This is a genomic window from Ruegeria sp. EL01, from assembly GCF_900313035.1.
In the GTDB taxonomy this organism is placed as follows: Bacteria; Pseudomonadota; Alphaproteobacteria; order Rhodobacterales; family Rhodobacteraceae; genus Ruegeria.
The window spans coordinates 148,563-161,373 of the sequence record NZ_OMPS01000033.1 but is presented as its reverse complement, the minus strand read 5'-3'; the positions used below and the strand labels follow the sequence as shown (position 1 = coordinate 161,373).

At 55.0% G+C, this 12,811-nt stretch carries 9 protein-coding genes; all 9 read left to right on the top strand.

What is annotated here, in order from left to right; all coding sequences use genetic code 11:
- Positions 1 to 852 (top strand): type IV secretion system protein (locus tag D9K61_RS13275; protein ID WP_162946872.1); only part of this gene is annotated, 852 nt, incomplete at its 5' end.
- Positions 853 to 911: 59 nt separating this feature from the next.
- The gene (locus tag D9K61_RS13270; RefSeq protein ID WP_120633700.1) at positions 912 to 1,649 is read left to right on the top strand and encodes a virB8 family protein; all 738 of its coding nucleotides are present in this window, start codon (positions 912 to 914) and stop codon (positions 1,647 to 1,649) included.
- Entirely contained in the window at positions 1,649 to 2,473 is an 825-nt protein-coding gene (locus D9K61_RS13265) for a TrbG/VirB9 family P-type conjugative transfer protein (protein WP_120633699.1), read from the top strand. Before D9K61_RS13270 ends, D9K61_RS13265 begins: the two co-directional genes overlap by 1 nt.
- Complete coding sequence (locus D9K61_RS13260) at positions 2,473 to 3,768, top strand: TrbI/VirB10 family protein (protein WP_120633698.1); 1,296 nt, start codon at positions 2,473 to 2,475, stop codon at positions 3,766 to 3,768. The genes D9K61_RS13265 and D9K61_RS13260 overlap by 1 nt, the downstream gene beginning before the upstream one ends.
- A 99-nt stretch (positions 3,769 to 3,867) precedes the next feature.
- On the top strand, positions 3,868 to 6,006 hold the full coding sequence (locus D9K61_RS13255; protein ID WP_162946871.1) for a type IV secretory system conjugative DNA transfer family protein: 2,139 nt from the start codon (positions 3,868 to 3,870) through the stop codon (positions 6,004 to 6,006).
- 272 nt (positions 6,007 to 6,278) lie between these two features.
- Positions 6,279 to 7,298 carry an IS110 family transposase gene (locus D9K61_RS13245; protein WP_120633695.1) on the top strand — a complete coding sequence of 340 codons (1,020 nt, stop codon included), beginning with the start codon at positions 6,279 to 6,281 and terminating at the stop codon, positions 7,296 to 7,298.
- 489 nt (positions 7,299 to 7,787) lie between these two features.
- Positions 7,788 to 9,728, top strand: coding sequence for a sucrose-6-phosphate hydrolase (locus tag D9K61_RS13240; RefSeq protein ID WP_120633694.1), 1,941 nt, complete (start codon positions 7,788 to 7,790; stop codon positions 9,726 to 9,728).
- Positions 9,725 to 10,861, top strand: a complete 1,137-nt coding sequence (locus tag D9K61_RS13235) for a hypothetical protein (protein WP_120633693.1) — start codon at positions 9,725 to 9,727, stop codon at positions 10,859 to 10,861. The genes D9K61_RS13240 and D9K61_RS13235 overlap by 4 nt, the downstream gene beginning before the upstream one ends.
- 9 nt (positions 10,862 to 10,870) lie before the next feature.
- Entirely contained in the window at positions 10,871 to 12,784 is a 1,914-nt protein-coding gene (locus D9K61_RS13230) for a hypothetical protein (RefSeq protein ID WP_120633692.1), read from the top strand.
- Positions 12,785 to 12,811: the final 27 nt, after the last annotated feature.

Genomic DNA, 12,811 nt, shown 5'->3' with positions numbered 1-12,811 from the left:
GTGTCAGGTGGCGCACTCTGGACCCAATTCATTTTTCCATTCCTGACGCAATTTCCCGTCAATGTTGGCAACACAATAATCAGCGAGTTTGGTGGGGCCGGAACAGCCGGAGGCGTTGCGACCGCCTTTGCAGATTTCGCTGAGACTGCATTCGACAATATCACAACTGCATTGGGATCGTACGGGGTGACTGACTACCTGTCGGGCGAAGCGCTCGGCGTGGTCATCATGGCGCTACTCGCTGCGATCGCGATCCTTGCCATGATTGTCATTGCCCTTGCACTGCTGGTCGCGTCCAAAGTTCTGATGGCCATTTTGCTTGCTATCTTCCCGGTCATGGCTGTCTGGGCTTATCTCCGCAGTTCCGCAGAGATCTTCAATGGGTGGGTCCGTGGCATTACGATGCTTATTCTGTTTCAGATCCTGCTCTTTGGGGTCATGGGTATAGCCCTTTCTGCCACGCAGGGAGTATCTGACGCAGTTTCTACAGGTGTTGATGCTGGCACAGATATTCCGTTGGAAATGTTCAAACTGGCGGGCATCAGCGGGATCACTGCAGGGCTTCTCCTCATCTGTCCGATGATCGCGCAACGGATTGGCGGCGCGGCACTGGCTCTCGGCGAGTCTCAGATCAGGGGCGCGGGTCATCAAGGCATGAAACTCCTGGGCGGCAGGCTTACGGGCGCAGGGTCCGGCGGGAACAACCTTGGCGACGTTGCCAATCAACGCGCGAATGCAGCCAGTGCGGCGGACGGACCCTTCCCAACAGAGGCCAACAATCAGCGCATTCGGGATGCTGTAAGCCGCGGAGCCCAACGCATGGCTGAAGAAGCCCGACGCCGAAAAACCTGACCTGAAACTTTCCCAAATCCGCTGGCGGGCTTGCCCCGCAACAGACGAGGAGTCACCACATGCAACACTCATCAGCAGAATTTACTCCCGACCTGCATAATCCAGACGGGCGTGATCGGGGCTCGCTTTTACCGGACACGACAACCATTCATGACGGTCATGATCGCTGGGAAGATGAGATGTACCTCTCGATGCAACGCCGAGCCCGGCTGGCCTATGTGGTCGGCGGGGTTGGCGCCCTGATTGGCGTGATGGGTGTTGCGGCCGTCATGGCCATGACCCCGCTGAAAGAGCTGATCCCGATCACCATGACCGTCGATAAGCATACCGGGTTGGTCAACGTGGCGTCCCGTCTGGGCGATCTTACGCTGGACGATGATGAGTATGTCACACAGGCGCTGTTGTTCCAGTATGCGCGCGACCGCGAAACCTATGATGCGCATGATCAGCGGGTCCGGCTGAATACTGTCTACGGCCTGACATGTGGCGGGGCAGCTCAGGATCTGGCCGCGCTCTACGCGGAGGAAAACCCCAACAGCCCCATGAACATCTATGGCAGCTATGGCCGGGTCGATGTGCGCATTCGGTCTGTCACCCTGCACAACGGCAACTCGGCCACGCTGCGCATGACGAAAAGCGCCCGCGCACAACAAGGCGCACCCGTCTCAGAGCGCAATTTCGTTGTGACGATGGGGTACGAATTCGACCGCACCGGAAACATGACGCTTGAGGAACGGTGGCAAAACCCGACCGGCTTCTGCGTCTCCAACTACCGTTTGGATGAGGAGGCCCGCTGATGCTCCGTTTAATCTGTACTGCCGCCCTGATGCTGGCCGTGGGCGCTGTCTCGGTTTCAGCTGAACAGCAAGGGCGCGGCACACGTACCGACACCCGCATTCGAACGCTCAACTACCATCCCGACGACGTTTACAAGATCGACGCCTATACCGGGTATGCCACGACGTTCCAGCTGGAAGAGGGCGAGGTGATGGTTGATGAGGTCCGTGGCGACCCCAAGACCTGGGACTTCATCCCCAACACCGCGCGGGACGGGTTTGTCATCAAGGCAAAATACGCCACCCCACAGGCCAGCAACCTCATTCTGGAAACCAATCTGCGCACTTACGTGTTCCTGCTGCACGCCCACAAAGGCGGTGCCCCCGGAAATGTGGGGTTTCTCTACAGGTTCAACTATCCGGATCGGAAGCGCGGATATAAGCCGCGACAGGCGGGCACTATCCAGACGGCATTTAACACGTCCGGGCGCCCCGCAAATCTCCAATACAGCGCGAGCGGCGACAGGTTGCTGCGCCCGAACGTGGCCTTTGACGATGGTCGCAAAACCTATTTGCGCCTGAAGCAGCAAAGCGTGCGGCCCTCGGTCTTCGCGATGGGTGCAGACGGCCGCGAGCGTCTGGTGAACACAAGTGATCTGGCCGACGGAACCATTGTTGTGACCGGCGTTTATCCGCGCCTCGTCCTCCGCGATGGGCCTTATGTGGTCTGTGTGTTCAACAACCGCCTCTATGAAATTGATCAGAACCGTGACCCCGACAAAGTCAAAAGAGGGCCAACATCCCGGTCACATCAAAGCGCAAGCCTGGATGGGGAGAACCGCTGATGTCAGACCAAAACAAACTCCTGTCGGATCGCATCGAAACCGTCGAAGAGAAACGACGCGGCATCAACTTACCTATGATCCTGGGAGCGCTTGCTCTCATCGGATTTATCGGGGCTGCACTTTGGATCAATCTCGGTGGCAATGATGCTGGTCGCCGTGCCGGCATCATCCCCGAGGTCAATGAAACACCCGATCCGCGCAGTCAGGGCGGTGCCCTCTTTGGAACTGTCCCGACAGAACGCATGCCGGAGATTCAGCCACAGCAAGATCCGCGCGTCGCCGCGCTTGAAGCCGAAATTGCGGAATTGCGCAAACTGATCGCCGCCAGCCAGGATCAAGAACCGGCAACAGATGCAGAACCAACCACTGAACCACCCTCCCCCGCATTGGATGCGGAGGCCGTTGCAGCGTTGGCAAAACAACAAGCCGCATTGGACGCGCTCCTGAAGAAGATGGAAGATGACCGGCTGGCCGCTGAGCGGCGCCAACGCGAGCTGGTCGCGCGGCTACAGGCGAACAGACCGATTACCGAGCCGGGTCAAACCGCGGAAACAGCACCCAATGGCGATACGGAAGCGCAAAGGCTGGAAGCTGTCCGCAAGGCTGAGGAGGAACGGCTGGCGCAGCCGCTGACCAACAGTCTGGGTGGGGGCAGCGCGGGTGCAGGGGCCGGCACTGGCGCGAACAACAGCACCGGCAACGATTTCCTTGATGCGGCTGCGTCCCGCTCGATTCAGATGGCCCGGGCCACGCAGTTAAAAGACGTTCATCGCCTTGTTCCGCAAGGCCGCACCATCCCGGCCATCCTTGAAACGGCAATCTCATCAGACCTGCCGGGCGAGTTGCGCGCGCGCGTCAGCCGGGACGTCTGGTCAGCGGATGCCACGACAGTCCTGATCCCGCGTGGATCAACGCTGGTGGGCGAATATTCCTCGGATATCTCGCTGGGCCAGCGCCGGGTTCTCGTGGCCTGGAACCGGGTGATCACGCCGGATCAGCGCTCCATTATGATCGGGTCGCGTGGTGTGGATGCTCTGGGACGGGCCGGTTTGACTGGAAACGTGCAGCATCACTTCGGGCTCAAGTTCGAAGCGGCGTTCTTCATTTCGATTTTCTCGGGAATATCGAGCTTTGGAAATCGGACCATCAATGACAGTGACGTGGCCTCAGGCACAGACGGGTTTGCAAACTCCGGCAAAGACGCTTTTGAGGAATACCTGTCCATCCCGCCGTCGATCTGGGTTGACCAGGGCGAGCAGTTCAACGTGTTCGTCTCGCGGGATCTGTACCTGTGATCCCGTCCAGCTGAACCAATGCGGGGCTCAACAGCGTTGGGGCCCGCTTTGCTATAAAACGTGCCGCCACCTCAAACAGTTGCCTTGAAGGAAAAAGCCATGACCACCATACAGGCAAAGACACACATTCCGTACACCATCGCTGCTGCCATCCTCAGCATTCCGCTCTGGGCGGCGCTGCTAATTGCCTGGAAAGTGAATGGCGAAATTGAAACGTGGCGGCCCTGGCTGCTGCTCAGCCAGCGCAACAGCCTGCACTCGAAGGATTGGGACCTGGTCCTTTGGGGCGGTATCACATTAGGGCTGATGACCGGCGCGGGTCTTGCCTATTTGTTCGGCGGGATGGTTTTAGGTGTGACCGCGACCGATGCGCATGGTGATGCGCGATGGGCCACGATGAAAGAGATCCGCGCGGCGCGACTGGTCAGTGACTGGGGGTTGGTGCTTGGCAAGCTGGGCAAACCGGAGAAAAAGGCCCCGCACCTGCGCGCCCACACCGATGACCAAGGCACAGTACTGGTCTCGGGTCCGCCGCGTTCCGGTAAGGGCGTCGGCATCATCGTCCCCACCCTGCTCGACTATCCCGGTTCGCTTATCGTCTATGACGTCAAAGGCGAGCTTTTTGAAACCACGTCGCGGCGGCGGTTGGACAAGGGCGACAAGGTGCGGGTGCTGTCGCCATTCGATGTGCAGTTTCCCAACAATCCGGACGGCTCGCTTGTTGGCCGATCGCACGTGTTCAACCCGCTGATTGAAATCTCGCAGATGGTCGATCTGGAAGACCGGCTTGTGCGGATCTCTGAAATCAGCGCGGCACTGCTTGCCCCGAAGAGCTCCAGCGGCGCGGAAGTCTCCCTGATGGAAGACGCACAGGAAATCTTCAAAGCCGCCACTGCTGTTGTCTGCAATGAACCCCTGCCCTCGATCGGGCGGGTTCTTCAGGTGCTTACTCCCAAAGTGAAGGGGCATGATGAGGTTCCTGATTACAAAACCATGTTTGCGTCGCTGGCGTCCCGGGCACCGGACCCAATCTCCAAAGGCGTGCTTCTGCGCATGGCGGGCCAGGACAACAAGCAGCTGGGGATTTACCTGTCGGTGCTGATGGGCGGCGGTCTCAATGCCTGGAGCAACCCGGCCATTGTGCGGGCCACTGCCGCAACAGAGCGAAACGACTTCAACTTTGAACAGATGCGTTGGGAACCGCAGACCTGCTACATCTGTATCCCCGAAGCCCATAAGCAGGTGTCACGCCCCCTTGTCCGACTGTTCGTCCAGTGCGCTATCAATGCGCTGCGACGGCGGCTCATGGCCTCGGGCGAGGACTTCCTGCCCGTCTTGTTTTTGATTGACGAGTTTCATTCGCTTGGGAAGATGCAGGGCGTGCTCGATGCCGTGACCACCCTACCCGGCTATGGTGGCCGGCTGTGCCTGGTCGTGCAATCGCCAGCTTCGCTTCGGGAACATTATGGACCTGCAGGTGAGGAAATTCTAACCGAGAGCTCGCATCTGCATGTCTGGCTGACACCAAACTCCGAAGAGACCAAGCAAAAGCTGTCCAAGGCGCTCGGCAACAAGACGGTAACGCAAAAATCCGTCTCGGGCCGCAACTGGTCGAAAGAACCGGGCCGGTCTGAAAGCTGGTCGGAGAAAAGCCGGGCACTCATGACGCCGGAAGAGATTGGCCGCCTGGGGAAAGAGGAGGTCATTATCACCGGCAAGGGCATGTTCCCGATCCGGACAAATCGAGTGTCGTATTACAGAGACCACCGATTCAAAGCGCTGAACGACAGCCAGAAGGGCAAACCCTGGCCGGAGATTCCGGTCGTCAAAGAGGGTGTTGTGACCCGGTACGATGAATTCCTGAAGGACGCGGGGCCCTCGAAGTCAGCGGAAGCTGAGGAACCTGAGCCGAAAACAACACTTTCTCAGCGCGCGGCGGTCGCGGATCCGCGCGCGCCGTCTGTTCTCGACAACGGCACAGCCGGGTATGGGTTTTTCGAAGATCCGAGTGAGACAGCGGTTGAAGAAGAGACGCAGGAAGATCGAAAACTTGCCAATATGATCGAGTCCATCAAAGCGCCAATGCTGGCGACCCATCTGGGCGACTTGCTGAATTTTGCACCAATCAATACTGCAACCGAGCCTGAACTGTCTGGGCTGGCGCATCGCTTGTCGCCTGACGAGTTGATCAACAGGTTGATGCCTCTGTTCAGTGGCGAATATTCGAAATTTGCCTAGTGCAATCGGCCCGAAACATTCTGCCCACCTGCGCATACGATCCGTCGAAAAACGATGATTGGCTGGAAGCTACAGACGTTCGCCGTGACTCGTTCGGACTCGCTTGATTTGGCCATATTCCGGACATTCGCTGCGGTCGCCAAAATCTTGCTGCATGCGCGAAGGCACATGCAGGGAAGACGGAAACCGGATGGGGTGGGTGGCTCCTGCTCCACCGGCATCGAATGTGCCAAAGTGCAGTTGTTACCGACTGCTAGGAAAGGAGCCACCCAATGACAGTTAAGACAGTAGGCCTAGATTTGGCAAAGGACGTTTTTCAAGTTCACGGTATTTCTGAGAGTGGGCGCGTGATCTTCAACAGGGCCATCAAGCGTGCGAAGCTTTTAGCGTTTTTTGAGATGCTGCCGCCTTGCACGGTCGGCATGGAAGCGTGCGGTTCATCCCATCATTGGGGCCGTCAGCTGCGCAAGTTTGGTCATGACGTCAGGCTAATGCCAGCAAACTATGTGAAGCCTTATGTCAAACGCGGAAAGACAGATGCGGTAGACGCGGAGGCAATTTGCGAAGCCGTCAGGCGCCCGACGATGCGCTTTGTCGAGATCAAGACCGAGGMTCAACAGGCTATTCTATCGATCCACCGCACGCGGGATCTGGCAGTCCGGCAGCGCACCCAGCTGGCCAATATGATCCGCAGCCTGTTGCGCGAGTTCGGGCATATCTTGCCTATCGGGATCGAAGCGGTAACGGCCTTTGCGAAGCGCCACCTTGACGGTGATCACCCGGACATGCCCGAGATCGCGAACGGAATGCTTGGTATCCAGTGCTATCAGTTTATCGGTTTGAACGAGCGCATCGAAGGTTATTCCAAGATGATCGAGCAACACGCGCTACTCAACGCAGATGCGCGCAGATTGATGCGCATGCCAGGAATTGGGCCAATAACGGCATCGGCCATTGTCGCGACGATCGGGGACGCAAAACAATTCCGCACCGGGCGCGATCTGGCGGCTTGGCTGGGGCTGACCCCGCTCAACAAATCCAGTGGCGGCAAAGAGCGATTGGGCAAGATCACAAAGGCTGGCGACCGCTACATTCGCAAGCTGCTGGTCGTGGGCATGACGTCTCGCGCYGTGATGGCGAAACGTTCGCCAGAAAAGGTTGATCTGTGGACAGCCAAGATCATTGCCGACAAACCATTCCGGCTGGCAACAGTCGCGATGGCAAACAAGGCAGCGCGGTCCATCTGGGCGRTGCTCACAAAGAAACAGGAATATCGGCAGCCAGCGTTCTAACCGCGCTGACTGTCTACGAGATGCAAGACGTTGAAGTGATGATGCGGAATTAAGTCAACCAAGAGCAAGGACACTCCGGGAATGGCTGCGGCCCTCTTCAGAGGCCGATAACCCGATTGGAACCTCGCTCGCGGAATTCATCAGGGCCAGTGGAGGCAATGCCAAAACACAAACAGGCCGGACAGACGACGGTACTGACGAAAATGACCGCAAACATCGACAGAAAACGCTTGCAATGCAGGAGCCACCCACAGAGGCCATTCAGATACGAACAAGGGTCGTCCCTGCTGCGACCGTCCGGCAGTGGTCAGACCTTCAGGGGACTGGACCTTTGCTGCGCTCGCGCATCTGGGTTCGTGAAGCAAAAAAGCGGACATCCGTTTGACCAATTCGCATAACTATGTAAAAGAGCAACTTAGCTGACATTAATGAATTTATGCGATACGTTCTCTTTTTGTTCGCTAAATATACAAAGGGGCGTAGCACATCATGGCCAAGCCATATGCATCGGAAATGGAGCAGCTAAACGAAACGCTGGACTGGCTTTGTCAAGTTGATATTTCTGGGTTGGTCAAATCCCTTAAGGCCTCCAGTGATCTTCCATTAGTGGCAATAGGATCAGGTGGCTCTCTTTCTGCGGCCCACGGGTTGGCGACCAATCACCGACAGTTTGCCGGAAAGCTTTCAAATGTCGCGACACCCCTTGAGGTAGTACGCGAGCCCATAGATGGACAAACAGCGAACTGGTTGCTAAGCGCGGGTGGTCGCAATGTAGACATTTTGGCGGCAGCAAGAGCACTAATCGACCGGGAGCCAAGACAATTGACCGTCGTGACTGGCCGCGACGACACAAAACTCACCGACCTTTGTCGCGCTCATCCTTTTGTTGATCTGCATATTTACCCACCCCCTGCAGGCAAGGACGGGTTTTTGGCCACAAATTCTCTGCTTGGGTTTGCCGGTCTATTGCAGCGGGCTTACACTTCATTGTTTGGTCAACCTGAGGATTGGAATAAGACAGTTGCTGTCCTGAGATCGATGAGTGATCCAGCATTCTCCCATCGTTTGAATTTAAAGGAGCAAGCCGCACCTCTGTGGCAACGCACAACAACAGTCATCCTGTATGGCCCCTCAACACGGTTGGGCGCGATGGATATTGAATCCAAGTTTACCGAAGCAGCCCTCGGGTCAATTCAGTTGGCAGATTTCCGCAACTTTGCGCATGGGCGGCATCATTGGTTGGCAAAACGTGGTGACGATAGCGGTGTTCTGGCGTTGGTAGCTCCCGAAGACAAAATGCTCGCCGACAAGACGATGGAGCTATTGCCGGACGATATTCCGCAGCTTTCGATTGATCTGCCCGGTGGTAGTGCCGCTGGTTTGGCCTCATTGCTCGCTGCATTCAAACTCACCGCACTTGCAGGTATTGCGCAGCGCATTGATCCCGGTCGTCCAGGCGTTCCGATGTTTGGGCGCAAACTGTATAAACTTACACCTCCAAAGACCCCCAAGCGAAAACCACCACATGGGATCTCGGGCCGTGACATTGTCGCGATTGAACGCAAAACCAAGCAGTCCTTCGATCGATTGATGCACTCAGGATCTCTTCAGACTTGGAACGATCATCTAAACAGTTTTCGCGATGGGCTTCTAAAGGAAACTTTCAATGCAGTTGTGCTTGATTACGACGGCACCATTGTCGAAACACGTTCTCGCCTTGATCCTCCCAGTGAAGGAATTGTCAAAAAGCTCATCGAGATGCTTGAGGCAGATATTTGGGTCTGTTTGGCAACCGGGCGAGGCAAGTCCGCGCGGATTGATCTGCAAAAATGCATCCCGAGCACCCATTGGGACAAGGTTCTCTTGGGGTACTACAATGGGGCTGAAGTCAGCTCACTGAGTGATAATTTGGCCCCCAATGGTGAAGCAAGAGCCGACGGCGACCTTCATCCCGCTTCAGAACTGTTGAACGCCAATGGTTTGATTTGTGAATTTTTTGAGCAAGAAGACAGAAACCATCAAATCACCCTCACGGCCAAAAGTGGTTACAGCGCCGATCATCTGTACGAAAGCGTTGTTGAGCTATTGTCTGGCGTAGGCTCGGCGGCGCTGTCAGTGGTCCGATCAGGGCATTCGATCGATATCTTGGCGCCTGGAGTATCCAAGCTTAACGTTGCTGACGCTGTGATACAAAACAACCCGGATGCCTCTATCTTATCTATCGGGGACAGTGGCGGCTTGAATGGAAATGATCATGAACTTTTGACCCGCCCTCATTCTTTGGGCGTCGACAAAATCAACGCTGATCCGAAAACGTGCTGGAACCTCGGGGCGCAAGGACAACGTGGCCCAAGTATTCTAACTGAATACCTCAATGCCATTATCTGCTCAGAGGGTTCCTTTAAGTTTCGCTCGGGGGCACTGAAATGAACGAGGACCTTGCACTCAGAATCATGGGCGACATCATGCGGTGGGACGACGACGAGTCGCGCAAAGAATTTAGATGGCTCAAACTCATGGCCCGCCTTAAGTATGACGGTTATCGAGACTTTCAGGCGGGAATGCGTTTCACAGAAAGCTTGGCCACGTGGTTGCAGCAGTTCGATCAAGCCGAACGCAAGGATGCCTACACGTTTGTAAAAGAACGCTTGGTCTACGTGGGTCCTGGGGAGGTGCGACGTCTTGTGGAGCAGTTTTTCCCAAATACGATCCGTCAGCGGATTGTTCAGACCGTCGCTTCAAACCTTGGCATAAAACCCTATACAGTTTTGACAAACCCAGATGCAGCCGCAGCTATAAAACGGCTCAGCCGCCAGACGCTTGTTCTTGGACTGAGTGACGGAGCACGAATGGATATCGTGCGCCATTCCAATGTGGGTCGCCTCAGCAACGAGCAGCTTGTTCTCGCGCCGCAAATTGATACCGAAAAGTGGAAGGATCTCCTCAAAAACCTGCGCGAAGATCTTGAAGACCCAGATGCACTCTTCAAGATCGTCTATCTGGTTGATGATTTTGCGGGCACGGGTACATCCTTCTTAAGATACAAAACGAATGAGAAAAAATGGTCGGGGAAGCTCAAGCGTTTCCGTACGTCTTTGTTCAAAGCCATCAATGATCCTGACGTCGGAGACATTGTTGCTCCAGACTGGCAGCTCTGTGCGCATCACTATATGGCGACAGCTGACGCAAAAGCGAAAATGACCGACAGTGAAATGTCTGCGCGTCAAGATATGAAGCACAAGAACTGGCCCCAAGAAGTTCATTTGTCGTTTGCGACGGTTTTTGACGAAAAATTGCCAATTGCGGCTGGCACAGATGATGCATTTATCGACCTAGCGAACAAATATTATGATCCTGTCATTGAAACCAAACACACCGCTGTTGGCGGTGTTAAGCATCTTGGCATGGGATATGGGGGGTGCGCGCTGCCGATTGTGCTTGAACACAATACCCCCAATAATTCAGCAGCCCTACTTTGGGCTGAAACTACCGGCGAAACCAAAGATGGCATCACACCACCTGCCATGCGTCCTCTTTTCCGGCGTCGCCAGCGGCATGTGTGAGGCTTAGATATGGCAAATCCATTTGAAAAAAGAGCATCTGAATATCGTCGTGACGACGAAGCGTTCCTGCCGCTAGTGACGCCGGATCCACTCATCACATTTTTTAAAAAACACGCGGATGACGGCAAATTATACGACCAGCTGTCAGTCATTATTGGAGCGCCCGGAAGCGGCAAAACCACCATTGCGAGACTCTATCAATATACGACCCTAAAAACGCTGCTCCGGCACGAAAGTCAAATCAACTTCAAACCTTTGGTTGATACACTGACACAATGTGGTGCGATAAAGAACAGGCAGCCCATCCTCCTTGGTGGTCGCGTTCCACTGGAATCTGAATACCGGGATTTTTGGGAGTTCCCTTACCCTGATGACCTGAAGTGCAAATTGATGTTCGCGCTCATTCAAAGTAGGACGATCCTGTCCTGGATTAGCAACTTGACAAACACAGGTGTTGAGCTCGACCAAATCTCGATTGTGCCTCGTGGTGATGCCGTCGCCGCATTGGCAGCAATCGGTGGCATTGGTGGGCGCGACTTGTTCCTCAGGGCGCGCGCTATCGAAGAACAGATTTACAGCATCTCAGCCGCCCTACTTCCACCTGCAATCGATGACATCGATGATGAAGCCGCCGCTGCCTATCACCCATTTGATGTTATTGAACATTTCGAGATAACCGTCGATGGGGACACCAAGATTTTGCGCCCGTTGGTAATATTCGATGATGCCCACAACTTACATCCAGAACAGTTCACAGCGTTCCGAGAGTGGTTGGCTAGGCGTGAACTCAAGATCTCGCGGTGGGTATTAACCCGCATGGATGCTCTATCGCCGGAAGATGTACTGTTGGCTCAAAGCGAAGGGAACACCACGCGTCCGGGTTTAAAAGACGCCCGCGAGTTGAACGTCATTTGGATGCAGAGCCAGGATGATCGCTTTGGCAAACGTAAAGCATTTCGCAAAATGGCCAAAGGGATGGCGACACGCTATTTGCGCCAAATGGACGTATTCTCGCGTCGCGGTATTTCAGATTTGGCGGACTTCATCGGCACGCAACCCGACATAATTTCTTCAAGCAAACTCGAGACTTTGGCGAATTCGATCGATACTATTCAGCACAAAAATGGAATATCTGATAAGCGTCGGAAGATCCTTGAGAACCAAATCTCAGAATATCTGGCGGGTAACGGGCATGAAAGCAAGGACGTGGCGCTAGCTATGCTTTCAATCCTGTTTCACCGGTATCTCAACCGGGTGCCCCAAAAGGGTCTCTTTGACGATCAAGAAGACGATGTTGAACCTAACAGGCCGTTGTCGGTTGATGGTGGTATCGCGGATGGCGCAAAGGTGCGGCTTCTGCACGATTTTGATCGTCCATACTACTACAATATCGACGCGTTGTGCGATGCCAGCTCTGAGAACGCGGAACAGTTTTTGCATCTCGCATCAACGCTCGTGACCCAGGCCGAAACTCAACTGATCCGCGAAAAACCGGCCTCGTTGTCCAGCAGAGATCAAAATCGGTTGCTTCGTAAAAAAGCTGGAGAGATTTACCGAGGCTGGGACTTCCCTCACAACAGGGAGGTCAAACTGCTGGCTGAAGGAATTGCCAAGCAATGCGTTGCAAAGACCCTTGAAGGGAATGCGTCACTGGGTGGGGGTGCTGGTGCAGGAGCGTTTGGCATTCTTCAAGAAGAATTCGATCAAATACCGAATAAGTATGAAGAGCTGGCTAGAATCCTGAAATTTGGAGCGGCGTACAACGCTTTCGTTCTAGTTCAAAACCACAGCACCAAAAATCGGATGTGGTGCCAGATTGAACTTTGTGGAGTTTTGCGCGTTCATTTCGGCTTGTCGCAAACACGTGGTGGATTTTTGGAACGCAAGACTGACGACCTATTGTCGATGTTGAAGGCAAGTTGATGGGAGCGGGCTGTTGAGGTGGGATCA